Raw genomic sequence first — 25468 nt, 5'->3', positions numbered from 1 at the left:
GATCGCTGCTCTCCTTCTAACCCCGCGAGGTTAGGCAGAAAGTCTAGCGCCGGACCACTGTTACTTTTGACCTGCAGGCGCGCCTAGCCAACCGCTCCGGCTGTGCGCAAAGCGGCAATCTGATCGGCATCCAGCCCGAGTCCCTGCAACAGGCTGTCGCTATGTTCGCCGATATCGGCCAGTGTCGCTGCGGCGGCCGGCCGGCCGCCGTTCATTTCGATCGGCAGGCTGGGGAGCTTGGTCTCGGTTCCGTCAGCAAGCGTGACCGGCTCCAGCCCGCCGCTGGCGTTGAGATGGGGGTCATCAAACATGTCTTCGGGCCGCGCAATCGGCGCAAAGGGCAAGCCTGTGCCTTCGAGTTTGGCGATCAGATCGTCCCGGCCAAAGCCCGCAATCAAAGCCCGGATTTGCGGCATGATCCGGTCGCGCGCGGCGACCCGGTTGTTATTCTCGCGGATCGATTCGTCGGCCCACAGATCATCGAGAGCGAATAGTTTGCAGAATTTTTCCCATAGTGCATCGGTCACGACACCGATGAAAATCGGCTCGTCCTTGGTCTGAAATACGTCATAAATGGCCCATGCAGAGATCCGCGCCGGCATCGGATCGGCCGCTTTCCCGGTGACCGCCTTTTGCGCCATATGCTGGCCGATAAGATAGATTGTCGTCTCGAACAGCGAGCTCTGCACCTTCTGGCCCTTGCCGGTGCGATGGCGTTCTTCAACCGCGGCAAGGATTGCGATCACCCCAAACATGCCGCCGGTCACATCGATGACGCTCGAACCGGCGCGCAGCGGTTGCCCGGGCGGACCTGTCATATAAGCGAGGCCGCCCATCATCTGGGCCACTTCATCGAGCGCGGTGCGGTTTTCGTAGGGGCCGGGCAGAAAGCCTTTTTCAGAGGCGTAGATCAAGCGGTCGTTGCTTTCGCTGAGCTTTTCATAGCCCAAGCCAAGCCGATCCATGGCACCCGGGCGGTAATTCTCGACCAGGATATCCGCGCCCGCCACCAGTTTTTCGGCTATTTCTAGGCCTGCCGGATCTTTGAGATTCAACGAAATGCTCTGCTTGTGCCGGTTGTACATCGGGAAATAGCCCGATCCCGACCCGACCAACGTGCGGGTCCGGTCGCCGCCAATGGGTTCGACCCGGATGACATCGGCGCCCAGCGAAGCGAGAATAGCGCCTACCGCAGGTCCCATGACCATATGGGTAAACTCGACGACCTTGAGGCCAGTCAAAGGGGTCGGTGGAGAAGACTGTTCGGTCATGCTGCTGCTTTCTCAAATCCAAGCGGGAGGCCGGCGTCGGGGGTGAAACCGTAAAGCGGTTCGCCGGGAAGAGCTTCGGCGACAATCTCGCGAACGCGCAAGAGCTTGTCGAGATCGATCCCGGTATCGATACCCATCGCTTCCAGCATGAACACCAGATCCTCGGTGACGATATTGCCAGAAGCGCCAGGTGCGAACGGACAGCCGCCGAGCCCGCCCAGCGATGCGTCAAAGGTGGTGATCCCTTCTGCCAATCCGGCCATGACATTGGCAAGGCCCAGGCCGCGGGTGTTGTGCAGATGCAGGGTGTTGAGCTTGTCCACCCCGATCGCTGCTTTGATATTGCGCACCATACGCGTTACCTGCGCCGGGTTGGCGTAACCGGTCGTGTCGGACAGGCCGACTTCCGCAACGCCCGCGGTCATCGCTGCTTCGGCTAGCCGGGTGACCTGGTCCTCGCTCACCGGACCTTCCAGCGTGCAGCCAAAGGCGGTCGACAGCCCGACTTCGAAATGCGGCCGCGCGCCTTCCGGCTGCGCCGCAACCAGCTCGGCAATTGCCTTGATTTCGGCGAGCATCGCCGGATGGTCTTTCCGCACATTATTGATGCTGTGGGTTTCTGACATGGAGAACGGAATCGACATTTTATCCACGCCGGCCGCAATCGCCCGTTCGGCCCCTTTCAAATTGGGAATCAGCGCGACCACATCGAGATCGGGGATGGTTTTGGCATAGGCGACAATTTCTGCGGTATCGGCCATTTGCGGCAGCAAGGAAGGGGGAACGAAACTGCCCACCTCAATCTCGCCAACGCCCGCTGCGGCTTCCGCCTTTATCCAGGCTTTTTTGGCTTCGGTGGCCATCACCGCGTCGACGCTCTGCAAACCGTCGCGCGGCCCCACTTCGCTGATGGTCACGGATGTCGTCATGTCGAGGCTCCTAAATAAATCCATGGTCTTCTGGCGCGATCCGAATATTGCCAGGCGGCAATATCGTCTGCCATTTTCAGGCTGAGATCGATGGTGTCGAGACCATCAAGCAGCATGGCTTTCGGTTCCGGTTCGATCGGGAACGTCCAATGCGATCCCTCTTCCAATGTGATGGTTTGCGCAGGCAGATCAACCGTGATCGCTACGCCGCTTTCCGCAATGTCCATAATTGCGGCTGCATCAATGACCGCTGGCAATATGCCATTGCGCACGCAATTGCCCGCAAAGATCGGCGCGAAGCTGGGGGCGAGTATGGCTCGAAACCCATATTCCGCCAGCGCCCAGACCGCATGCTCCCGGCTTGACCCACAGCCAAAATTGCTCCCGCCCAGGATGATTTGACTGTCGCGATAGGCCGGATCATTGAGAACGAAATCCGGAGCCGGGTCGCGTCCGCCGATCGCGGTGTATCGCCAGCCGGCGAACAGGCCATCGGCCAGCCCGGTCTTGCCCGTGCTCTTCATCTCGCGCGACGGAATGATCTGATCGGTATCGATATTGTCCCGGATCAGGGGCATCGGTATGCCGCTCAGAAAGGTGAAGGGATCTGCCATCAGCGCACCGCCCTAGGATCGGCAATGGCACCGGCCAGCGCGCTGGCAACGACCGTTTCAGGACTGGCAATATGCGTTTTGACATTCGGCCCCTGCCGGCTTTCGAAATTCCGGTTGGTTGTTGAAACCACGCGGGATCCGGGATCAAAGCTTTCGCCGCCAGCATAGAAGCACATCGAGCAGCCGCTTTCCCGCCATTCAAATCCGGCTTCGCGGAACAGCACATCAAGTCCTTCCGCCTCGGCCTCGCGCTTGACGCGGGAGGATCCCGGAACACAAATGGCCGTGACGTGGCTGGCGATTTTCCGGCCCTTGAGCATCCGGCTGGCGCGGCGCAAGTCGGATAGCCGGCTGTTTGTGCAGCTGCCTATAAATGCGGCATCAATCGGTGTTCCTGCCAGCTTTTGACCGCTGCTCAGCGCCATATAGACCAGCGCCTGATCCGGTGCATTGGCCGGGACCGCCTGATTGATACCAACGGTCTGCTCGGGACTGGTGCCCCAACTGATCATCGGTTGGATAGTGCTGGTGTCGATTGTGATATCGGCATCAAAAGCCGCCGCTTCATCGCTGCGCAGGGATTGCCAGCAATCGGTTGCGCTGTCCCAGTCTGATCCGGCCGGGGCGTAACGCCGGCCCTTGAGATAGGCAAAAGTCTTGGCATCCGGCGGCACAAACCCGGTCATCGCCGAAAATTCGGTGGCCATGTTGCACAGCGTCATCCGCCCTTCCATATCGAGCGCTTCGACGGCTTGGCCGGCAAATTCGATCGCATGGCCCTTTCCGCCAGCGGCACCGTGACGCGCAATGAGCGCAAGGATCATGTCTTTTGGTGTAACCCCATCTGCTAGATCGCCATCAAAGCGGACACGCATGGCTTTGGGTTTGACCAGCCGCAAGGTGCCGGTGGCCATCGCATGTTCGGCTTCCGAGGATCCGATCCCCCAGGCCAATGCGCCAAAAGCGCCCTGCGTACAGGTATGGCTATCGGGTGCCACGAGCGTGCATCCCGGCAAAACTATGCCGAGCTCGGGCGAGATGACATGCACGATGCCCTGATCCGGGTCATTCACATCGAACAGGGTGATCCCGGCAGCCTTGGCCGCCGTGCGTGTTTCGGTAATGAAATTCTGTCCGCCGGGCATCAGCGTCTTGTCGGTGCGGCCGGGGCGGGTATCAACAATATGGTCGGTGACCGCGAACACTCGTGCAGGGTCAGCAACCGACCGGCCGGCTTCTGCCAGCGCGTTCAACGCAACAGCGCCGGTGCGCTCGTGCAGGAATATCCGGTCGATGGCGATCAGGTCGCCGCCACCCGGCAGACCACTGACCCGGTGACCATCCCATAATCTATCCAGTAGAGTGCGAGGATTAGCCAGACTTGGCCTCCATTTCTGCATCGACGCTGCGCCAGTCCTTGGTCACGAAACTCTCCTGTATTGCAGTGCGCGTTTCCAGCAGGCCGTTGCGTATCCAATGCCAGGTCCGGCACCGATTTTGGCCATCATCCGAAATCTGGATCTGTTCATACAGATAGAGCGAGGGATCGCCTTGCCGCTGCCAGTAAAGCATCACTGTGCGGTTATATTCGTCGAGCGGCACTTCGGCTGCCCAACCCTTGATCAGTTCATTGTCCCACCAGACACGTTTGTCTCGATATTCCGCTGGAAACTCGCGCATCTCGGTCTTGCCGTCAGCCCAGCTATAATGGTTGGTCTGATGATAGGGTACGATCCCCTCATCCGGAAAGCGGCATAGCAACCGCGAGGCATGCTCGTCGATTTTCTCGTTCTGGGCATTGAAATAGGTATAAGTCCCGTCCCAGACGCCTTCGTGGCGGGCGAGCAGCGGCATGTCTTCACGGATTCCCATTAAATTTCCTTTTGTCTGGATTGGAGAGCGATATGATATTCCCGCGCGGTCCGTCCATTGATCAACGCCAGATGGGCGGTCGCGAGATGGGCGGGTGCGAGTTGCTGTTCGTCAAAGGCAATGGCGTGGGCCGCATCCACTTCATACCATGGCGCGAACATGGTCCGCGCCCGCGCGATTTGCCAGGCCGTGTGCAAATAATGACCAAAACGATCGGGTGACAAATCCGGATATAGCTGGTCGGGATTCCCTTCGGGTAGACCCGGATAGCGAATGGTATTGGCGCCCAGCGTAGCCGCTGCGGCGTCGATCACCGCTCGCCAGCTTTGCCATTCTGTCGGTGTCGCTCCTGCCCAATTGTCGGACAATCCATGTCCTGGCAGGTCTATCGCAACCTGATCAGGATGTTCGGGGGGCTCGGCGGCATAGGCAGGCGCGTGGAGCACCAGCTGTTTCGCACCACGATTGCCCGTCCAGTGGATCAAACCATCAAAATCCGCTGTCTGGATCGCCAGAAAGCCCTCATTCTCCGCCTCGGGATAGGCATTTTTGATCGGTGTTTCGGTGGCGCGCAGATGATCGAGACTGGCCTGCTGATGATCCGCAGGTGTTGCCACTTTCCGGGCCGACCAATGAGCGGGCATCGCACCCAGGCGATCGATATGCTCCTGCAGCGGGTCACCGTCATAGGCGCTGATCAGGCAGGGCGGAACATCCGCGTCGACCGCAGGAATATCACGCGGCGCGCGTAGCACCGCACCATAGCCGGCCTGATAGGCGTTGCCGGAATCGAGCATTTCCCGGACAATCGCATCCACGCGTTCGGGGTCGTCATTGGCGACCGACAGCCGGTGCTGATCGGATGTTGCGAACCAGGGGAAAAACCAGCTTTGCTCCAATATCCGGTTCCACAGCCAGGTGAGATGCTCGCCATAGCCGGACGGATGGAATTCGGGCAGATATTGGTCGCTGAACAGGTTCATTTCGGCTTCGGTCCAGATTGCATATCCGCCAACGGCCAGGGTGGTGATTCGATTCGGATGACGTTTGACCGCCGTCACCAGAATGATTCCGCCGGAATGAAAGCCATAAGCGGCACATTTCTCAATCCTCAAGGCGTCGAGAAAGGCGATGGTAGCATCACCAAATTCGGCTATTTCGGGTTTCCCCGGGAGCGGGTCGGACTGTCCGAAACCCGGCGTATCCGGGGCGATACACGTGAAATGGGCAGACCACTTCTCCATCAGCATTTCATATTCTTTGGAACTGCGCGGGCTTTGATGAATCATCAACAGAGGCGGCCCACTGCCCGCTCTGCGGAAATGGACGCGGCGCGTGTTGCTGCCGCTGGGAACATCGATAAAGTGACGTGTTATCATTTTTCCAATTTGTCCGGACAAATTTGTCTCGACAAGTCTTTTTTGCAGATTATTGTCATTTTATCGAATCCGGAGAGAAAACCCCATGGCGTTAGTTGGTACCAAAATGGTCGAAGACGGTCGAACGGCGAAACAGATTTTCGAAGAGCTGATCGGCAATCCCGCTCGCAAGAAATTCGGGTTCGGGGAAAAGCTGGCGATCGTCAACGTTGATGTGCAGCAGGCCTATACCCGCACCGATCTGTTCAAGACTGCCTATGAAACCGATCCCAACCAGATCGATTATATCAATCAGATATCTGCTCTGGCGCGCATCAAGGGCATGCCGGTCGTCTGGAGCCGGGTCGCCTACAAGGCGGATGCCGGGGATGCCGGAGTCTGGGGCACGCGGACCGATACCGAAGATTCACTACAGAATATCAAATATGACAGCGCGCGCCACCAATTCGACCCGCGCTGCGACATTGCGGCAGATGATTTGCAATATACCAAACGGATGCCGAGCGCCTTTTTCGAAACGCCGCTGGCAAGCTATCTCACCTGGCATCGTGTCGATACGGTTATCGTGACGGGCGGATCCACCTCGGGGTGCGTCCGGGCCACTGCGGTGGACGCGCTCAGCCATGGCTATCGCGCGATTGTTCCGATTGAAACCTGCGCAGACAAGCATGAAAGCTATCATTTCGCCAATCTCACCGATCTGCAGATTAAATATGCGGATGTCGAACCGGTCCAGGCGGTTGTCGACTGGCTGGAGAACCGCTGATGGCGGATGCGCAGAAAGCCGATCCCGGCTTGTATGACTATCTGCCTTATCGCGGGCGTCCAAAAATTGTCTGGCCCGAAGGCAAGACTTGCGCGGTCTGGGTCGCGCCCAATCTCGAATATTATGAGCTGGATCCGGCTGCCAACCCGCATCGCAAGAGCTGGCCCAAGCCGCATCCCGACGTGGTCGGCTATAGCCACCGGGATCATGCCAACCGCGTCTCCCACTGGCGGATGGCGGAGATGATGACCAAACACGGCTTTCCCGGATCGGTCAGTCTGTCGGTCGCACTGTGCGATCACATTCCCGAGGTCGTTGAAGATGCCAACGCGCGCGGCTGGGAGTTTTTCAGCCACGGCATTTACAACACCCGCTATTCCTATGGGATGGATGAGGCGCAGGAGCGGGCAATTATCGAAGACTCCATTGCCACGGTCGAACGCGCGACCGGCCAGCGCATCCGCGGCTGGCTGGCACCGGCCTTGACCCATACGCCGCGGACGCTGGACCTGCTGGCCGAATATGGGCTCGATTATACCTGCGACCTCTATCATGATGATCAACCGACAGCGGTGAACGTGAAATCCGGCCAGTTGACGGCGATTCCTTACAGTCTCGAAGTGAATGATCACTACGGTTTCTTCATCTACAATATGTCGCCCCGCGACTATGCCGACACGCTGATCCGGCAATATGACCGGCTGGCGGAGGAAGGCGCGCAGTCGGGGACGGTCATGTGCATTCCCCTGCACAGCTATCTCATCGGTCAGCCGCACCGGATTGGTCCGTTCGAAGCGGTGCTCGAACATATCGCCGCCGACGGACGCGCCTGGATCACGACAGCGGGGAATATTGTCGACCAGTTTCGATCCCAAATGGGGGAAACATCATGAGCCTCGATCCGAGTTATCTGGAATATCCCAAACGCCGCCGCGGGATGGACCATGATCATTATCCGTGGAGCAATTTGTTCAACCGCAAGGCCGTGCAATGGCCGGACGACAAGAAGCTGCTGATCTGGCCGGTGATCAGTCTGGAATATTTCCCGATGGTGCCGGAAGACGATCCGTTCCGGGCGCCGGGTCATATGCAGACCGCCTATCCGGATTATCGTCACTATACCGCGCGGGAATATGGCACCCGGATCGGGATTTATCGCTTGCTCGGTGCTTTTGAAAAGGTCGGTGCACGGGTTTCGGTTGCGACCAACAGCGTGATTGCCGAGCGCTATCCCCAGCTGATGGCTGATATCGTCGCCGGCGGCCATGAAATTGTCGCGCACAGCACCGATATGAACGGAACCATCGCCAGCGGCATTCCGGAGGCGGAGGAACGCGATCTGATCCAGACTGCGCTATCGACCTTGGAAAAAGCCACCGGTGTCCGCCCGCGCGGGTGGTTGTCGCTGGCCCGGTCGCAAAGTTTCAACACCCCGCAATTGCTGGCCGAAGCCGGGATCGACTATATATGCGACTGGGTGAATGACGAATTGCCCTATGTCTTTCAGACCAGTGCCGGGCCGTTGGTCAATATCCCGCTCAACCACGAACTGTCGGATCGGCAGATTATCAACGTCCAGCAGCAGTCGGTCGACAGCTATGCGCAGCAAATGGAAGACGCTGTGGACTGGCTGATTGGGGAAGCGAACGATCATGGCGGTCGGATGCTGCCGATGCATTTGACGCCCTATATCATGGGGTTGCCCTATCGCATCAGCCGCTTCGAAAAGCTGATCGCAACATTTGCGGAACGGCAGGATATCGGCTTTGCGCGCGGGGATTCAATATTGGATAGCTGGAAAGCGCAGACATGAAGATTCGCAATCCGCGTACCGGCCAATATGACCATGAGATTGCGCCGCTCAATGGGGACGAAGTTGCCGCGCAGGCGGATGGTTTGCGGTCCGCGCAGCCGGGCTGGGCGGCCCGGACGCCAGCGCAGCGGGGAGAGATTTTACAGCGCTGGGCAGATACAATCGAACAGCATCTCGGGGCGATTATTCCGGCGCTGACCGCCGACACCGGCCGCGGCGGGATTTCCAAGATTGAAGCCGCCGGCGTGCCTGGCCAGATCCGCCGCTGGGCGGCGCTTGCCCCTGACCTGATCGCCCAGGCCCAGCCGGTCGATCAGCCCACCGCCAACCCGACCATCACCACCTCGACGCGGCTGGTGCCCTATCCGCTGGTCGGGGTGATCAGCCCGTGGAATTTCCCGATGACGCTGGCGCTGATCGATGCGATTCCGGCGCTAATGGCGGGGTCGGCGGTGCTGATCAAACCGTCGGAAGTCACGCCGCGCTTTATCCGGCCGTTGCAGGCAACCATCGCAGAAATTCCAGAACTGGCGGCGGTTCTGGCGATCATCGAAGGCGATGGTGCCACCGGCGCCGCGATGGTGGCGGATGTGGACTATATCTGCTTCACCGGGTCGGTGCCGACGGGCCGCAAGGTTGGCGAGGCCGCGGCGCGGGCGTTTATCCCGGCGAGCCTGGAACTGGGGGGCAAGGACCCGATGATCATCCTGCCCGATGCAGACCCGGCAAAAGCCGCCGCGACCGCATTGCGCGCGAGCATCGTGAACACCGGTCAGGCCTGCCAGTCGATCGAACGGGTTTACGTTGCCCGAGATATTGCGGAGCCATTTCTTGCGGCTTTGACAGCGGCAGCGGACGCGGTCGCGCTCAACCACCCGGATATCAACCACGGGCATATCGGGCCGTTTATCTTTGAAAAGCAGGCGGCCATTGCCCAGGCGCAGATTGACGATGCGGTTGCCGGGGGCGCCAAGCTGCTGGTTGGCGGGACCGTGGAGAATCGGGATGGCGGGCTCTATTTGCGGCCGACCATATTGACCGATGTCACGGCGGATATGGCGATTATTCGCGAGGAAAATTTCGGCCCGGTCATTCCGGTGGTGATCTATGATGATGTCGAATCGGCGATTGAACAAGCCAATGACAGCCAGTTTGGCCTGTCCGCAGCTGTGATCGGGGCATCGGTGGAGGAGGCGGAAAAACTTGCATCGCGGCTATTGGCTGGGGCAGTGTCGATTAACGACGGTTCGCTGACCTCGATGGTCTGGGAGGCCGAAAAATCAAGCTTTGGCTATTCCGGGCTCGGGGCGTCACGAATGGGGAGCAGCGGCCTGATGCGCTTTTTCCGCAAACAGGCGCTGATCCGGCAAACAGGCGAGGCGGCGCCGATTGCCGCTTTTGCAGAGGAGAATTTCTGATGGGCGTAGAATTGCAACATCCAATGAAACCGGACCTCAGCGCCGAGGAAGCGGCACGCGGACGGTTTGTATCCGGTATCCGGTCGTTCATCCTCAATGATCTCGCCGGTGATTTGCGGACCGCCTATGACAAACGCGCCGCGCCGGTCTTTGCAAAAGCCCATGGCAAGATGCCGGAAACCAGCAATGATGCCCATGTTGCGCTGCGCGGGGACCCGGCGTTCAACATCTATTCCGCGATGCGGCTGCAGGCCCAGAAAATGGTCTGGCAGGCATCGGGTGAGGTCGTCGCCCGGGATATTGAAAGGCTCGAGCAAGAAGCCGCGAAAGTTGCGGATCAACCGGGGTCGCTGGCGCTCAATCCCGATCTCGAGATTCCGCGCAATGTCGATGCGATCGAAGTGCATCTGATGCCCGGCAGCTATACCCGTGGCGGGAATTCGCTGGAGGCCGGTGCGGTCTACGATCAGGGTCTGGCGGTGTTCTCCATGGGCCTGATGGGGGCCAATCTCGATGATATCGGCCTGTCGATGGCAACCTATGTGCAAGGCAAGTTTCCGGATTTCAAACCGCAAGCGATTCTCGATACCGGCTGCACGATCGGCCACAATACCCTGCCGTGGAAACAGACCTATCCCGATGCCGAGGTGACCGCGATTGACGCTGCGGCAGGCGGTTTGCGCTACGCCTCGGCGCGCGCGAAAATGCAGGGCCAGGCTGTGAACTTTGCGCAAATGTCGGCGGATGCCCTGGACTATGAGGATGACAGTTTCGATGTCGTTTTTTCCTCGATGTTCCTGCATGAACTGTCAAAGAAAGCCCGCGCCGCGGCGTTCAAGGAAGCCTATCGGGTGCTCCGCCCCGGCGGCCTGCTGCTCCACATGGAATTGCCGCCCAATGATCAGATGAACGCCTTTGACGGCTTTTATCTCGACTGGGACAGCTGGTATAATTCCGAGCCCTTTTACAAGGGCTATCGTGATGAAGACCCGCAGGCTTTGTGCCGTGATGGCGGGTTTCCGGCAGAGCGCTATTTCCAGTTTGTGGTTCCCAGCATCGGCATTTACGGGCCAGAGGCGGTGGCCCAGGCGATTGCCGATGAAAAGGCCAATGCGGTCGATAGCGAAACCACCGGACGGCTGGCCGACGGCATCATGTGGTTCGGCTTTGGCGCTTGGAAAGACTGATGACCAAAGGCGAAAATCCCGGCCCGGCGTTCAAGCCGGATGATACACCGAAAGATATTTACGGCGCCGACGGCAAGCCGCAATTTTTTGACGATCCCGGCATGGATCGCTTTGTCGCCGTGGTGATGAACATGGCCCAGGAAATGTGGGTGCAGGAAGAACGGCTGCTGCAATTGGAAGTGGCCAGAGGCGCGGAACCGGTCGACCGCGAAGTCAAGCTGAAAGCCTTTATCGACAGAATTTTCGCGCCGCTGCGCGAGCCAGGGAGTGATGACAGATGAAAGCATGGCAGATGGGGTCGCGAAGCGGCATTGACGGATTGCAGCAGGCCGATCAACCGGATCCGGAAATCGGTCCGGACGAGATTCTCGTCAAGGTCACCGCGGCGGGTCTGAACTATCGCGATCTGATGGTGTTGCGCGGCGACTATGGCACGGATCTGCCGGCAGACCGCGTGCCGCTGTCAGATGGCGTCGGTGTGGTCGAGGCGGTTGGCGCCAATGTGACCGGTTTCGCCATCGGCACCCGCGTCATGGCCCCGCATTTTGTCACCTGGCTGGATGGTCCCTATGGGCTGGCGGTCTTTGGCCAAGATCTCGGGGTGACAGCCAATGGCTGGCTGGCCGAGAAAATCAAACTGCCAGCCAATGCGGCCATCGCGGTTCCCGATACGGTCTCGGATAGCAGCGCGGCGACCATGGCGGTCGTTGGCAGCACGGTCTGGCATGCGATGATCGCCTTTGGCGGCGCGCAGCCGGGTGACCTGGTGCTCGCGCAGGGCACCGGCGGCGTTTCGATTTTCGCCCTGCAGCTGGCAAAGGCCATGGACATGGATTTTGCGATCACCTCTTCCAGCGATGAAAAAATCGCACGGGCCAGGGCGATGGGCGCGGACCATGCGATCAACTATCGTGACCGGCCGGATTGGGCGGCGGCTTTGCTCGAAGCCACGGGTGGGCGCGGCGCGGATGTGGTTGTCGACACTTTGGGCTTTCCCGCCTTGGGCGAGACCGTCGCGGCGTCGGCGGTCAACGCCCGCATTGGCTCGCTGGGCGCTCTGTCCGGAACCCCGCAAGCGCAGGCGAGCGCCAGTCAGGGCGCACTGATCGGCAAGAATATTGCGATCAAGGGCATTGCGTCCGGGAGCCGTCAGATGCTGGCACAGGCGCTGGAGATCGTCGACAAGCATGACATCACGCTGGTTGTCGAAAGTGTTTTCGATTTTGCCGATGCGCCGGCGGCCTTCGCCCATCTCGAAAGCGGGGCGCATATGGGCAAGGTGATGATTACCGTTTGAGTTCGACGAGCTCGTACCAAGTCATCATGTAGCCGCCGACACCGCCCTGGACGAAAATGCCGTCCTCGTCATCGGTGATCCAGACGTCATAAGGCGGGTGCTCGCCGGCCATGCCCCCGGTGCCCGGAACGATGCTGGCATCATCGACAAATTGCAGATGCTTGCACTGAAATGTTCCCGCTGGGACGGTAACCTCCTCTTTGCCGAGATAGATCGCGCCGATCTTGACTTGCGCGATCTGGGGCGGGGTGGCACCCCGGTGATCCGGGGAGGGCAGATAACAGTTGAGCAGTCGCTTGTCGGTCTTTTCCCAGTCCTTGGTCGACAGCATATAGCCATCGGACACAATCGGGTGGGTGCCAAAGCCATCCAGCGGCAGCTCGGCTGCGACCCGCTGGGACAGGCGGCCAATGGAAGGACCGAAAGACTCCATCTCGATATGGCTGCCATCAAAGCGCATCCATCCGGTGCCCATGAACGCATCGCCAATGGTCAGCCGTACATGCAGATCCATCGGCTGGTTGTTCTCGTCCATCCCGTAGATAATGTCGCGCATCACCGTCGGCTCCGGCTCATAAATCTCGCAATGCGCGCGCATCGTCACTTTGCCATCGCTGTGCCGGGTGAACATGAAGGTTTCGAAGCCACGATTCTGTCCGGCCATTTCGGGCTTGCGGGAGGTATATTCCAAACGGCCTTCGATAATCCGGTGCTTCATCATCATTCTCCTTGATTTTCACCATGGCAGGGCATTTTTCACTTGCCAAGCGGAATTTGTCCGGACAAATCATAGGCAGGATTTTTAGGGAGAGGGACCCCGATCATGGAATTTCTGACCGCGAACGAACTCAGCATCCTGCGCTGGGTGCACATATTGGCAATGGTCTATTGGCTGGGCGGGGAATGGGGTGTCTTCCAGACCAGCTATAATGTGACCAATCCGGCGCTGTCGATCGAAGAGCGCCGCCGGCATATGGAGACCGCCTACCGCATCGACATCCTTGCGCGCACCGGTATCGTCCTGTTGCTGCCGCTCGGGCTGCATATGGGCAAGCTTTATGGTTTTGTGCCGTTTCTGGAAGGCAGCGGCATCTGGTGGATGTGGCTGTTCTTCGCGGTCTGGTTGTCGATGACCTGGACCGCCTTTATCAAGCGGGAAACCGATATCGGCGTCAAAGTGACAACCTGGGAAGAATGGCTGCGCTATCCGCTGATCCTGAGCCTGTTCATCGTCGCCTTCATGGCGCTTAACGGCAGTGGCCCGATCGAATCTGGTCCCGGCAATTTCTGGTATCCTGCCAAAATGGGGCTTTATGGCGTGACCTTGTGCATCGGCCTGTTCCTGCGGGTCGTGATGCGGCGCTGGACCGCTCGCTTCCGCAAACTCGCAGCAGGGCCGGACGCGGCGGAAGAAGCCGCGCTGACCCGCGAAATCGGTCAGGCCCGCCTGGCCGCCTATATCTACTGGATCACCATCGCCAGCGTCTGCTTTCTCGGCGCGGTCAAGCCGTTCTGATCCTGATTGATTGACTCGATCGGGGTGTAGGGTAAGGTCGCCCGATGTTGGTACGCCTGTTTCTGTTCCTGTTATTTGCGCCGCTGGGATTGTGGCCAGCTGCGTCAGAGACTCGTGACATTGGCCAAATCAAGCTGACCCAGGCCGATAGCGTGAGCGCAATCCAACCGAAGCGGCTTGCGAAAATTGGCGACGATGTGATCCGTTTCAGCCGGTCACCGGCATTGGGCGGAACCGCGCAGGTGATCGAGATCCACAGGCGGGACAAGAACTGGGCTGTTGGCAAGGTGCAATTTCTATACGGTCACCCCGCTACCCGATGGGAGGTGACAGGGTCGCTGGAGATTGAACTGCCCATTGCCGACTATGATGCGCTCGCCGCCGCCGTCGATGCGGAACTGGCAAGAGGGCGACAGGCTGATTTCAATCAGGAAGATTCTGATGTCATTTTAGTGTGCACCGATGGGCCGGGATATCTGACCGAGCGCTATGTCGCCGGCAAAACCGAAAGGCTACGCGGCCATTGCGCCGCCGATCACCCCAATGACCGCATTGCGCGAATGATGGCGGAACTGGTGGCGCGCAATCTCGCGAAATACCAGTTTTAGCCTTCAGATTTCCCTGAGCTCCCGGCTCACGTCTTCAACCGGTGGTTCGGTTTGTGCGAGCTCTTCGACCATCTGGTGCGGACCGCGCATCACGCGGTAAATATATTCGCGGATCATCACGCCGCGTTCATAGGCCGCCTGCTTGTCCGGCGTGTAGCTCTCGATATCATCGCGGTTGATCGTGCCTTTGGCGTCGAGCAGGCGCTCGACCGTGTCCATGCGCTCGCGCAGGACCGAGACTTCGCCGACCACCGCCATCAGGATCGACAGCATCCGTTCGTCTTCCGGATCATCAAAATATTCCGGGCGCTTGCCTTTGGCTTTCTTGTTGGCGGCTGCCATCCAGTCCAATGGTGTCTCGGTCATTCGGCGGCCTCCTGCACATCAGACGCGTTTTTCCAGGCACCATAGGCGTGCCAGAACGCCGCGCGGCCATGGTCTTCATCGTCGCCAGTGGCAGCTTCGGGGAAGATATCGGTATCAACCACCGCGCGAACGCCGCTTTCGAACAGTTCGCTGCGGTCGAAGCCGGCGGCAACCATCACGTCCTTCATGTCCAGCGCGTGCATGGACGACCAGAACGGCTCGTTATTGTTAAACGCATCCCAGTCCCGGATGAACTGCTCATAGAGCGGCATGGCATCGGAATATTCCGGCTGCTCGAGGTGGAACATCAGCCCGTTGTCGGCGAGCACGCGATAGCCCTCGGCGATGATTTTGGGCAGCGCCTTGCCGCTGGTCTCGTGCAGGAACATCGTCGTCTGAACCCAGTCAAACGTGCCGTCATCCCAACGCGAAAGATCTTCGGCATTGGCCTGAATGAAGCGGATATTGGTGGCGCCGAGCGACTGGGCCCGGGCATGGGCATAGCGCAGGATCGGCGCCGCGGTGTCGATCGCGATAAACTCGCAATTGGGAAAGGCCAGCGCCAGCGGGACGATATTATGGCCGACCGTGGTGCCAATATCGAGCACCCGGCGGGGTTCCCAGCCCGGCCGTTCTTTCTTGATCCATTCGACCAGCGCCTGACCGCCGCCGTCCGACAGCGCCCCCAGGCCGCCAGCGGTGGTTGCGAAAATGCCGCAGTCATAATTGGCACCGGCAGAGACATCGCCCGGCAATTCCTCGCCATGATAGCTGCCCGGCATGCAATGGATGTCGACCGCATTCTGATAGCGCGGAACGGCGATGTCGGGGTTGAGCTCCAGCGTGTCGCGGCCTTCATTATACTGCCGCGCCTTGGCGTTGAGCTCGCCAATCTGGCGCAGCACCATTGCCCGCCCGTTTTGCTGGCGCATCTCCATCGAATTGCGCTTCAGCGCGGACCAGAATTGATGGAACGGATCGGCATTCATCGCCCGGCGAATTTCGAACCGGTCGCTGGGCGCGCGGCCATGGTCTTTCTGAAAGGCCGGCAGAACCCGCTTGTCATAGGCCAGCTTGTTGCCGGGCCCGAGCGCGCCAGATAGGAACTTGTTGAAATTGGCAAGAAAGTCAAAGCGGGCAATCTCGTCATGCGATGCGACCGGCGAGACGCCGTGCCGCGCCACCGCATTATAGGGCGGTGCGACGTCCAGCTGTTGCTCCTGTGGGGTGTTTTTCGTCATATCAGACCATCCTTGATCATACGTTCTATCGTTGCTTCCTGAGTCCGCAGGAAATAGTCGCGATCCGGCGACTGAATTGCATTGTTCTGGATCAATCCATCCGCTTTCTGGACCGAAAGCTCGCCATAAGTGGCAGAAAAAAGCTCAAGTCTCTGCCGTGCGAGGAAATTGGTCATCGCCGGTTTGCGCCGCGCGGCGCGCAACGCCCCGAGATCGATGTCGGCAAAGGCGGTGAAGGTCTCGCCGCTATTGGATTCGGACAGCACCCGCCCCTTATAGTCGACCACCATGCTGTTGCCGTCGGCAGAAGCCAGTGGCAGCGTGGTCTGTTCAATGCCAGCGGTGTTGGCTGACACGACATAGGCCATGTTTTCCTGGGCGCGGGCCTGTTTGGCGATTTGCTTGGGGGTGTCGATCGGAGACCCGATTTCCGAGGAGCTGTGGACGAATATCTCCGCCCCCCGCAGCGCATGGGCGCGGGCGATTTCGGGATAGAGAATTTCTTCCGACGCGATCGCGGCGAGATTGCCGATCTCGGTCCGGGCGACCGGGAACACCCCGTCGAGGCCATAAATGTCGAGATATTTCGACCACACATCGTGGGGCGTCGGCGCGAACATCGAATTGAGCCGGCGATAGCGGAGCACGACATCGCCCGACGGCGCAATGACAAAGCTCGCCTGAAAATAGAGGCCGGGGAAATGCGAGTCCACTTCATAGGCATTGCCGGCGATGAACATCTTGAGCCGCTGGGCCATCGCGCCGAGCGCTTCATATTCCGGACCGTCAATTTCCAGCGCGGCCTTGTCGGCAAAGTCCGGGATCGAAATCCGGCCGGGATAGCTGGTCAGCAGATATTCCGGCAGCACCGCCAGTTTTACCGGGCTACCGCCATATTGCTGGATGAAGATCGTCGCCGACCGGATTTTTGTTTCGATCTCGCCGATCATCGCCAGCATCTGCTGGCGGGCGGCGGCCTTGTCCGGCGTTTTCTCGACGGAGCGGGCGGCCAGTTGCATGGCGACGGCGGCGTAATTTTTGATATCGGTCATAGGCGGTGCTGTATCATTCTTTCCAGTTGCTGCAAAAGCCGGGCTGATCATCTGGCTCGAAAGCGCCGCGGCGATAATCTGTCGGCGGTCAAGATCCATCGGATCGCATTTCCCTCGGGCCCGGCCCTATAAACCCAACGAACCGGGGTTCATCAGGTTCTTCGGATCGACCGCTTTCTTCAAGTGCTGAAGCAAGGCGTCGGCGGCGGGATCGAGGCTGTCGCGATAGCGATAGGTGCGCCCGATCTGGAGATGGACGGCACCGTGATCATGAAACAGATCAACCAGCGCCTGTTTCAGCGTCTGGGTCAGGGCCCAAGCCTCGGGATTGCTGTCGAGCACCGGCAGTTTCGCAAAATGCGCGCTTTCGATCGTGGCTTCGTGAACCGGGTTGGACGCGTCCGGCCAGTAGAGACAGGGTTCGATAATCGCGCCCGAGCCGCTCACCGCGGACACCAGCGTACCGGTAAATATGCCATGCTGATCCATCGCCTCCCGATGAGAGTCGAACAGCGCTTCAATCGCGTCATAGCAGGCTTTGGCCTTGCTGTGCGGGAGCAAGCCGTGGACCGGCGCCCACCGTTCTCCCTGGGCGCCCAGCATGCTGTTAAGCGGCCCGAACGGATTGGCCCGGATGATTTTCGGTATCGTATTCTCGGTCTCGGTCGCGCCATGGGCGAGCGCCATTTTGCGGGCGCGTTCGAGATCATCATCGGCGCCAGCCTGTTGCCGCGACTCGGTCAGCACATGGAGCGAGAATTTGGCTTCATCCATGAAGTCGCGACCCGCAGCGACGACTTTCGCGCCTTCCTTGATGGCACCCCAGACCGAACCCTGTTTCTTCATCATCTGGCCGAGCGCCTTGGCATCGCTGCCCAGACTGTCGCGTTTCATCCGGATGGCGTTGAGGTTGGGGTCAAAGCCAAAACATTCGGTCGACACGCCGGACCGTTCAATATCAGCCATGGCGGCCAGAGTGTCCGCATGGGTTTCAAATGAAAAACTGGCATAGGCATGGGCTTCGGCTTCCGGGATCAGCCGGAGCGTGATCGTTGCCTTCATGCCTAGGGCACCGGTATCAGCAAGAAACAGCCCGGTCAGATCGGGGCCATAGGGGCGGGTGAAATTGGCTCCGGTGGTCAAAATCGTGCCATCGGCAAGCACCACGTCCATGGCGATACAGCTTTGCGCCGCGGTGCCATAGCGACCCGATCCCCAGAACAGGCAATTCTGGCTCATGCCGCCGCCGACCGAGGCCTTCAGTCCGGATAAGGTGCCCCAAAATGGCGTTCGCAGACCTTTGGGGGCGAGCGTTTCATAGAGTTTGGCCCATGTGCAGCCGGCTTCCACAGTCACGGTCATGTCGGTTTCGTTGATTTCCAGCACCCGGTTCATGGCGGCCAGATCAAACAGCACGGCATTGTCATTTTCGGTGGTGTAGCCGCCCGTATAGCTCATCCCGCCGCCGCGCGGGACCACCGGAATATTCTGCTCGGTCGCCGCTTTGACGGCTGCTGATAATTCGGCGGTATTTTTCGGCCGGACCACAGCGAGCAGGTCTGCGCCGCGCTGATAGACATCATGCGCATAGAAATCCAAGGTCTTGGCATCGGTGAGAACCTCTGTGCCGGTATCGGCAATATAGTCGGTTGCGGTGGGATTGGCTTTGGTGGCCATCAGCTTTGCTCCATTGCAAGTTTGTCGTTGGGGGATGGTTCGGCTTCCGGAAATGCGTCAGGATATCGTCCCATGAACAGCAACAGGCCGCCGCCAATGACGAAACCAAATATCGCGACCGACAATATCGGATCATAGCTGCCCATATTGTCGCGCACGCTGGCATAGATGATCGGTGACAAGGCCGAGAAAAACCCGAAGGGCATGTAGAGCATGCCATAGATTTTCCCGTAATTGGCCATGCCGAAATAGCGGCCGGTGAGATAGGCGATCAGATCGCTTTCCGCGCCAGCGGCAAAGCCGAGCAGAAAACCGGCCAGGGCCGCGAGCGGAAAGGTGATGCTGTCGCCGAGCAGGACATAGCAGGATATCGCCGGCAGGCAGAGCAGCGGGAACGCCACGAACCCCTGCCAGAATCGGTCGAGCAACGCGCCAGTGATGATCCGTCCGGACAGGATGCCAATGCCCAGCACGCCCATCACCGTTGCGGCGGTCTGGGCATCCAGCCCGCGATCGGACAACATGGTCGGCATATTGATAAAAGCGCCACCAAAAGCAGTGGCGATGATCGCGATCGACAACCAGATCAGCCAGAAGCGATAGTCCTTCAGGGCGACGCCAAGCGTAACGCCGGTCAGTTGCCCGCTGTCGCTCAGAATCGCTTTCGGGCGTTCCTCGGGCGAGGGCTCCCGAAACAGGAAATAACCGATCGGCAGCGCGACGAAAATCGGCAGGATCGCCACGATCGCAAACATGGCCCGCCAGCCATAATGTTCGATTCCCCAGACCGCCAGCTTGGGCACGACGATTGCGGCGAGGCTTGTCCCCAGCAGCAAAATGCCGAGGGCGAGGCCGCGATTCTTGAAAAACCAGAGATTGATCGCACGGCTCCAACTGACCGGAGTCGAGCCTATGCCGATCAGACCGACGACAACCCAGAGCGCATAATAGATATAGAGGGTCGACGTGACCTGGGCGGTGGGCGTGAAGGAAATGGCCGCAAAGGAAAGACCAAAGGCGAGCAGCGAATAGAGCGCCACTTTGCGGACACCATGCTTGTCGGCCAATGATCCGAAAAACGGGGCCAAAAGCGAAGCGATAATGCCGAAAATGGTGATCGGGAACAGGATCTGGGTCCGGCTCCAGCCGAATTCCGCAATTAACGGTTCAACGGTGAAGCCGATGACATTGAACGGAATGGGAGAGGCGCCGCAAGCCACACCGAGCATGCCGGCGAGCAGGACTTTCCAACCTAGTGCAAATTCGTTGCTGCTCGTGTTCTGGTCAGTCATGCACCCTCTGCGTTTCTAAAATTTGTCCGGACATATTTTCTATAGCGCGAATTTTCCTATATGCCAGAAAAAGAAGGCGGGCAAAATTGGCCCGCCTTCTCCCTGTTATGTCTCCGGCTGGCCGGCCTTAGAATTCGATACGCCCTTTGATCAGGAAAGAGCGCGGCGGATTGAGATAGCTATAATTGGCCAGCGTCGATTCAACCGCTTCCTCGTCGAAGCAATTTTTGCATTCGGCAGCAATTGACCAACCCGCGTCGCTTTTCAGCGTCAGGCCGGCATTGACGATCCAGCGATCATCGGAAAAGGACCCGGTGATCACATTGCCATTGCCCAGCGTGTTGGCCGGGAAAACGGTGCCGCTGAGGCCGGTAATCGGCTGGTCATACAGCGTCACTTCACTGGTACCGGTTTCGCTGCTGCTGCGCCAATTGGCGTTGACCGACGGTATCAGCGACAGGCCGCCGCCAAATTCTGCGGTATAGCTGCCGCCAATTGCGATGGTCCAGTCCGGGGTCCGGACCGGTTCCGCAATCGTGCCATCCGGCGCGACGATACCCACGCCGCAAGAGGCAGCCGTGTCGCCGCCCGACAGGTTGGGAATCTGGCCGGCGGCCAATTGGGCCTGACAGGCCGCTTGCTGGGCGTTGACCGATTGCACGCCGAACGCGTCCAGCGCCGGTGCATCGCGGTCGATGCGATAATTGTCATCCTGATAACCCAAAGATGCGAAAATATTGAGCCCGTCGACCGGCGCGGTATTCAGCTCAACCTCGATGCCCTTGTTGCGATAATCCGCAAAATTCCGTGTGATGAAAGCCAGCGAACCGTTCTGGCGGATGAATGCCGACGGGGTTTGCAGCCCATCAATATCGAGATAGAAGGCGGTCACATTCAGCCGCACGCGATTGTCGAGAAATTCCGACTTGAAGCCAGCCTCATAGCTCCACGCCCGTTCCGGACCGAAGGGCAAAAGTTCGCTGGCCGACGTGCCGCGTGCGTTCCAGCCGCCGGATTTGAACCCGCGGGTGGCGGACGCAAAGAGCAGGATGTCATCCGTCGCAGCATAGTTGATCGCGAATCGCGGGGTCCAGATGCCGACATCCTGATCGCTCGGAATTGCCAGACCATTGGTGGCCACCAGATTGGCACTGCTGACGCAGGTCGCTTCGATCGACCCGTCATTGCAGGACGCCCGGTTGTCGCGAATGTCGAACGACTTTTTCTCATCGGTATAGCGGATGCCAGCGGTGATCTTCAGTTGATCGGTCACGTTGACGTCGCCTTGCAGATAGCCCGCCCAGGCTTCAGCCGTATTTTTGATCGTCCGGTCGGCCAGAACAAAAGGAAAACCGGTTGGTGGCGGTGCGAAAGGCAGCGTGAAGATATCACCGAAATCGGTGGTGTTGTCTTCGTGGAAATAGAAAACGCCGCCGACGAAATCGATCAGCCCGTCACCCAGAGAGCCGGTGACCTTTATTTCCTGAGTGAACTGCGTGTGTTCGCCCTGATTGGCAATGGTGAAACCGCCAAATGTATAGCCGAGGACTGGCGGGATTGGCGAGCTTGTGCTCGGCAATCCCCGACCGTCGGCAAAATCAAGGGCAAAATCCTGATCAAGGCTGACAAAGCCGGTAATCAGATTGACCGTGATATCACCGAGGCCGATTTCAAGGTTGGAGGAAACGAAATCCAGCGCGGTTTCATTGCCAAAGCCGAAATCATTTTTGGGTCCGGTCAGCAGGCCGTTAAAATTGCCGTCCTTGGTCAGGCCTGTGGTCACAAACCGGCCGCTGCAATTGGTTGGATTGGCCGGGTCACAGTCGAAATTGAGCACATTGCCGGAATCGGCATAGGTATGGATGTAGGAACCCGTCCAGCGCACCGTGTCCGACAGCTCGCCGCGGAATCCGAGCCGGACTCCCCAGCCATCATTTTCATTGGTCCGCTCTCCCGTTGTGGTGTTCAGGGCATAGCCTTCATCATCCTGAAAATAGCCGGAAACCTTGACCGCAAAGCTGTCAGCCAGCGGAACATCCACTGAAGCGCGCACCAGGTAGCGCTCATAGCTGCCATAGCCGGCTTCGACATAGCCAGCGAATTCATCACCGGGTTCTTTCAGAATAACGTTGATCGCGCCGCCGGTGGTGTTGCGGCCAAACAGGGTGCCCTGAGGACCGCGCAGCACTTCGAGACGGTCAATGTCAAAAAAGGACAGGTTATTGGCGTTTTGGCGCGACATGTAAATGTCATCGACATAGGTGCCGATGGGCGGATCGAAGGTCGCAATCGACTCCGTGTTGCCGACCCCGCGCAAGAAATAGGAATTGGCGGTCCCGAGCCCGGTATTGTTCAGGCCGACCAGATTGGGGACAAATTGGGTGACTTCCAGCGCGTTTGATACCCCGCGCGTTTCGAGTTCTTCGGCGGAGAAGGCAGAAATCGCGATGGGGATATCCTGAACACTTTCTTCGCGGCGCTGTGCGGTGACCACAATCACGTTCAGGCCGCCTTGCTGGGCGGTTTCGTCTGACGCGCTGTCCTGGGCCTGGGCCGGAACGCTGGCCAGCGCGCTGAGCGCCAGTCCAAAAATGGCGGTGTTTTTCAGTCTTGCTTGTCGCGACATCATGGTCTTCTCCCTGAAGATGCTCTGGGGCACACTCTAATTTACAACATTATTATATACGGTTGCAAAGTTGTCCAGACAACTAACCGGTCTGATAGGGTTATTGAAGCGTCATTGAGAAATGCCAACAACCACTTGTGCTGTATCTACAACCAGGAGATATTTTTGGCGCTGCTATGGTTTTTCCGCCACAGTGATTCCGCGCAACTGCTTGATACCGATGACCGAACGGCAAGCCCCGATCAGCTCGTTTTTCAGGCTCTGGGCAGCGGGCTGGAGAACACTGTTGCGCCGCGTGGCAAAATAGGCGGTGCGGACGATCGGAAATTCGGTGTCCTCGATGATGTGATATTGGCCCATTTCCGCCTCGGTGGCGATAAGTTCCTTGGCGAGCAGCATCACGGAATCGGTTCGCAGCAGGGTGGACTTGGCCAGAATGACCGAATCCATGTCGACATAATTGGCTGGAGGGGACAGTCCGGCGGCGAGAAAGACGTTGCAGACGCGCTGCCATTGGATCTGCAGTTGCATGGACACCAACCATGTCTGTGCTGCCAGGTCTTCGAGCGTTACATCGGATTTGGACGCGAGCGGATGGTCCTTGCGCATCATGATCACATCGCGGTCCATGAACATTTCTGCGGTTTCGATGGCGCTGTCGATTTCCTGTCCTCTGGGCGGCGCGCTGGCGACAAATTCGACCTCGCCGCGCAGCAGTTTCTCGTGCAGCGACGTGGTGTCGCCCGACGCGATGCTCAACGTGACGCCCGGCTGTTTTGTACTGAACCGGTCAATCACCATCGGCGCAATGCGGGGCAGAAACGACCAGCCCAGTCCGATCCGGACATAGCCGCGATCGGCGCCGCGCATGGCGCTGATCTCGGCAGCCGCCAACCGGCTTTCGGCAGTGATCACCTTGGCGCGGCGGGCCAGCGCATGGCCGAAGCGAGTGGCTTCCGCCCCATAGGCGCCGCGCTGGAACAGCTCCACGCCGAGATTCTCTTCCAGCTTCGCGACGCTTTTCGACACGGCCTGCTGACTGACATTATTGTTTTTCGCTGCCCTGGAGAAACTGCCGGTGTCATAGACAGAGAGAAAATGCTGCAATTTCTGGGGATCCATGGATGGCTTGATAAAGCGCTGGCGGAGGTCGGGTTGGCTCATGATCACGTCCTTTGCACAGGCCTTATTTGATCGGCAACATACAATCAGTAGCTGTCAGAAAGCCGATATTGGTTGTTGGGCGCTTCCTATCATGGCGCCTAACGGACTCCAAATGGCATTGACGACAAGGATATGGGACGTGGAACAGCAGCGCAGGTCGATTTTGGCGGACAGCATGCCGGGCATGCTGCGGCACGCCGGCACCTGGTCGGGGACCTATCGTCATGTCGATAGCGACAACCGCCCGCTCGACCAGCATGAAGCCACGGTGGAATGCCTGTTCCCGCAAGATGGTCCCTATGCCTATATCCAGAAAAACCACTTCCGATGGGCGGATGGCCGGGAATATTGCGCGACATTGAACGGCGTGTTGCGCGACGGGAAACTATGGTGGGACAATGATAATTTCACGGGATGCGGCTGGGAAACGGACCACGGCCTGATCTTGCTCAATCTCCATCGCAAGGATGATCCCGGTGCGAATTTCTTTGAAATTATCTGTCTCGGCGACGACGGTAATCATCGCGCCCGGACCTGGCACTGGTTCAAGGACGGGCAATTGTTCAAGCGCACACTCTGTGATGAGCATCGGGTTATCGACCCGTCGGCTGGTCGGACATAGCAAGACCATTGCAATTTGTCCGGACATATCTGATGGTAAGCCGGATGTGATGATAAACGGGGTGTCGGGATATGGCAGAATTGTTCAGTGTTTCTTTCTATCAGCTGCTGGTTTTTACCCATATCATCCTGTTCGTCCTGTGGCTGGGCGCCGATGTCGGCGTGTTCATGCTGGGGCAGCATTTCCGCAAACGGGAGCAATATGATCTGCCGCAGCGGCTGATCTTGCTGCAGCTGCTGGTCAATCTCGACATGGTGCCGCGATCGGCCTGGGCGCTGATGGTGCCGCTGACCATCACCATGGTCGATGCCGGAGGCTGGTGGGACTTGCCGATCTGGGCGATCGCGCTGTCCTGGGCGGTCGGCGGGGCCTGGCTATGGCTGGTCTGGGATGCCCATATCCATGACCAGACCGATCGCGCCGCCCGGGATCGCAAGATCGAAGCCTGGTTTCGTTATGGCCTGACGCTGTTCTATCTCGGCCTCGGACTGTGGTCGCTGATCCAAGGCGCGCCCCTGATACCGGTCTGGCTCGCCACCAAGGCGCTGATGTTCGGATTGATCTTTGCCGCTGCGATCATGATTGACGTCGCGTTCAAACCGGTTGGCGGGCAGCTCGGCAAGCTGATTGCCGAAGGGTCGTCCGACGAGACCGAAATCCCGCTGCGCCGGACCATGGACCAGACCCGGATCTGGGTCTGGATTGTCTATCTGCTGCTGCTCGCCACGGCGTTTCTCGGCAATATCAAGCCGTTCTAG

Annotated in this window: 25 protein-coding genes; 11 read left to right on the top strand and 14 right to left on the bottom strand. The window is 58.9% G+C overall.

Annotated features, from left to right (window positions below):
* Window positions 1–83 precede the first annotated feature (83 nt).
* The 6 genes from ACZ1GS_RS15135 to ACZ1GS_RS15110 are packed head-to-tail and all read right to left on the bottom strand — an operon-like array spanning window position 84 to window position 5930.
* On the bottom strand, window positions 84–1271 hold the full coding sequence (locus tag ACZ1GS_RS15135) for a CaiB/BaiF CoA transferase family protein (RefSeq protein WP_472696001.1): 1188 nt from the start codon (window positions 1269–1271) through the stop codon (window positions 84–86).
* On the bottom strand, window positions 1268–2200 hold the full coding sequence (locus ACZ1GS_RS15130; RefSeq protein WP_472696000.1) for a hydroxymethylglutaryl-CoA lyase: 933 nt from the start codon (window positions 2198–2200) through the stop codon (window positions 1268–1270). The genes ACZ1GS_RS15135 and ACZ1GS_RS15130 overlap by 4 nt, the downstream gene beginning before the upstream one ends.
* Window positions 2197–2814 carry a 3-isopropylmalate dehydratase small subunit gene (gene leuD / locus ACZ1GS_RS15125; RefSeq protein ID WP_472695999.1) on the bottom strand — a complete coding sequence of 206 codons (618 nt, stop codon included), beginning with the start codon at window positions 2812–2814 and terminating at the stop codon, window positions 2197–2199. Before leuD ends, ACZ1GS_RS15130 begins: the two co-directional genes overlap by 4 nt.
* Window positions 2814–4214, bottom strand: coding sequence for a 3-isopropylmalate dehydratase large subunit (locus ACZ1GS_RS15120; RefSeq protein ID WP_472695998.1), 1401 nt, complete (start codon window positions 4212–4214; stop codon window positions 2814–2816). The genes leuD and ACZ1GS_RS15120 overlap by 1 nt, the downstream gene beginning before the upstream one ends.
* Window positions 4186–4686 carry a DUF3598 domain-containing protein gene (locus ACZ1GS_RS15115; RefSeq protein ID WP_472695997.1) on the bottom strand — a complete coding sequence of 167 codons (501 nt, stop codon included), beginning with the start codon at window positions 4684–4686 and terminating at the stop codon, window positions 4186–4188. Before ACZ1GS_RS15115 ends, ACZ1GS_RS15120 begins: the two co-directional genes overlap by 29 nt.
* Complete coding sequence (locus tag ACZ1GS_RS15110; RefSeq protein ID WP_472695996.1) at window positions 4686–5930, bottom strand: alpha/beta hydrolase; 1245 nt, start codon at window positions 5928–5930, stop codon at window positions 4686–4688. Before ACZ1GS_RS15110 ends, ACZ1GS_RS15115 begins: the two co-directional genes overlap by 1 nt.
* 220 nt (window positions 5931–6150) lie before the next feature.
* On the opposite strand from ACZ1GS_RS15110, the gene ACZ1GS_RS15105 reads away from it, so the two are divergent.
* Genes ACZ1GS_RS15105 through ACZ1GS_RS15075 form a run of 7 tightly spaced genes read left to right on the top strand, consistent with a single transcriptional unit; the run spans window position 6151 to window position 12546 of the window.
* Window positions 6151–6831 (top strand): isochorismatase family protein, encoded by a 681-nt coding sequence (locus ACZ1GS_RS15105; protein WP_472695995.1) that lies wholly within the window; start codon window positions 6151–6153, stop codon window positions 6829–6831.
* Window positions 6831–7724 carry a polysaccharide deacetylase family protein gene (locus ACZ1GS_RS15100; RefSeq protein WP_472695994.1) on the top strand — a complete coding sequence of 298 codons (894 nt, stop codon included), beginning with the start codon at window positions 6831–6833 and terminating at the stop codon, window positions 7722–7724. Before ACZ1GS_RS15105 ends, ACZ1GS_RS15100 begins: the two co-directional genes overlap by 1 nt.
* Complete coding sequence (locus tag ACZ1GS_RS15095) at window positions 7721–8644, top strand: polysaccharide deacetylase family protein (protein WP_472695993.1); 924 nt, start codon at window positions 7721–7723, stop codon at window positions 8642–8644. The genes ACZ1GS_RS15100 and ACZ1GS_RS15095 overlap by 4 nt, the downstream gene beginning before the upstream one ends.
* Window positions 8641–10062 carry an aldehyde dehydrogenase family protein gene (locus ACZ1GS_RS15090; protein WP_472695992.1) on the top strand — a complete coding sequence of 474 codons (1422 nt, stop codon included), beginning with the start codon at window positions 8641–8643 and terminating at the stop codon, window positions 10060–10062. The genes ACZ1GS_RS15095 and ACZ1GS_RS15090 overlap by 4 nt, the downstream gene beginning before the upstream one ends.
* The gene (locus tag ACZ1GS_RS15085) at window positions 10062–11249 is read left to right on the top strand and encodes a class I SAM-dependent methyltransferase (RefSeq protein WP_472695991.1); all 1188 of its coding nucleotides are present in this window, start codon (window positions 10062–10064) and stop codon (window positions 11247–11249) included. Before ACZ1GS_RS15090 ends, ACZ1GS_RS15085 begins: the two co-directional genes overlap by 1 nt.
* Entirely contained in the window at window positions 11249–11530 is a 282-nt protein-coding gene (locus ACZ1GS_RS15080; RefSeq protein WP_472695990.1) for a hypothetical protein, read from the top strand. The genes ACZ1GS_RS15085 and ACZ1GS_RS15080 overlap by 1 nt, the downstream gene beginning before the upstream one ends.
* Entirely contained in the window at window positions 11527–12546 is a 1020-nt protein-coding gene (locus ACZ1GS_RS15075) for a zinc-dependent alcohol dehydrogenase family protein (protein ID WP_472695989.1), read from the top strand. Before ACZ1GS_RS15080 ends, ACZ1GS_RS15075 begins: the two co-directional genes overlap by 4 nt.
* On the opposite strand, the gene ACZ1GS_RS15070 is transcribed toward ACZ1GS_RS15075, so the two are convergent.
* On the bottom strand, window positions 12536–13270 hold the full coding sequence (locus ACZ1GS_RS15070; RefSeq protein WP_472695988.1) for a hypothetical protein: 735 nt from the start codon (window positions 13268–13270) through the stop codon (window positions 12536–12538). The two genes, ACZ1GS_RS15075 and ACZ1GS_RS15070, sit on opposite strands and share 11 nt — an antisense overlap.
* Window positions 13271–13369: 99 nt before the next feature.
* On the opposite strand from ACZ1GS_RS15070, the gene ACZ1GS_RS15065 reads away from it, so the two are divergent.
* Together ACZ1GS_RS15065 and ACZ1GS_RS15060 are read left to right on the top strand one after the other, a co-directional pair.
* Window positions 13370–14062, top strand: a complete 693-nt coding sequence (locus ACZ1GS_RS15065; RefSeq protein ID WP_472695987.1) for a hypothetical protein — start codon at window positions 13370–13372, stop codon at window positions 14060–14062.
* Window positions 14063–14106: 44 nt separating this feature from the next.
* Window positions 14107–14670, top strand: a complete 564-nt coding sequence (locus ACZ1GS_RS15060) for a hypothetical protein (protein ID WP_472695986.1) — start codon at window positions 14107–14109, stop codon at window positions 14668–14670.
* 3 nt (window positions 14671–14673) lie between these two features.
* On the opposite strand, the gene ACZ1GS_RS15055 is transcribed toward ACZ1GS_RS15060, so the two are convergent.
* From ACZ1GS_RS15055 to ACZ1GS_RS15025, 7 genes are all read right to left on the bottom strand, one after another.
* On the bottom strand, window positions 14674–15036 hold the full coding sequence (locus ACZ1GS_RS15055; RefSeq protein WP_472695985.1) for a hypothetical protein: 363 nt from the start codon (window positions 15034–15036) through the stop codon (window positions 14674–14676).
* Complete coding sequence (locus tag ACZ1GS_RS15050; protein ID WP_472695984.1) at window positions 15033–16277, bottom strand: class I SAM-dependent methyltransferase; 1245 nt, start codon at window positions 16275–16277, stop codon at window positions 15033–15035. The genes ACZ1GS_RS15055 and ACZ1GS_RS15050 overlap by 4 nt, the downstream gene beginning before the upstream one ends.
* Window positions 16274–17428: a nitrilase-related carbon-nitrogen hydrolase gene (locus ACZ1GS_RS15045; RefSeq protein WP_472695983.1), complete on the bottom strand. Its 1155-nt coding sequence runs from the start codon at window positions 17426–17428 to the stop codon at window positions 16274–16276. Before ACZ1GS_RS15045 ends, ACZ1GS_RS15050 begins: the two co-directional genes overlap by 4 nt.
* Before the next feature lie 27 nt (window positions 17429–17455).
* Entirely contained in the window at window positions 17456–19006 is a 1551-nt protein-coding gene (locus ACZ1GS_RS15040) for an FAD-binding oxidoreductase (RefSeq protein ID WP_472695982.1), read from the bottom strand.
* Window positions 19006–20298, bottom strand: coding sequence for an MFS transporter (locus tag ACZ1GS_RS15035; RefSeq protein ID WP_472695981.1), 1293 nt, complete (start codon window positions 20296–20298; stop codon window positions 19006–19008). Before ACZ1GS_RS15035 ends, ACZ1GS_RS15040 begins: the two co-directional genes overlap by 1 nt.
* Before the next feature lie 127 nt (window positions 20299–20425).
* A complete protein-coding gene (locus tag ACZ1GS_RS15030; protein WP_472695980.1) occupies window positions 20426–22927 on the bottom strand; it encodes a TonB-dependent receptor in 2502 nt (833 codons plus the stop codon).
* A gap of 171 nt (window positions 22928–23098) precedes the next feature.
* The gene (locus ACZ1GS_RS15025; protein ID WP_472695979.1) at window positions 23099–24088 is read right to left on the bottom strand and encodes a LysR family transcriptional regulator; all 990 of its coding nucleotides are present in this window, start codon (window positions 24086–24088) and stop codon (window positions 23099–23101) included.
* Window positions 24089–24227: 139 nt separating this feature from the next.
* On the opposite strand from ACZ1GS_RS15025, the gene ACZ1GS_RS15020 reads away from it, so the two are divergent.
* On the top strand, window positions 24228–24710 hold the full coding sequence (locus tag ACZ1GS_RS15020; RefSeq protein WP_472695978.1) for a hypothetical protein: 483 nt from the start codon (window positions 24228–24230) through the stop codon (window positions 24708–24710).
* Between the two features lie 71 nt (window positions 24711–24781).
* Window positions 24782–25468: a hypothetical protein gene (locus ACZ1GS_RS15015; RefSeq protein WP_472695977.1), complete on the top strand. Its 687-nt coding sequence runs from the start codon at window positions 24782–24784 to the stop codon at window positions 25466–25468.

The organism is Parasphingorhabdus sp. W113 (assembly GCF_055693205.1).
Note: the sequence above shows the minus strand (reverse complement) of the source record. Positions and strands in the feature narration are given on the sequence as shown.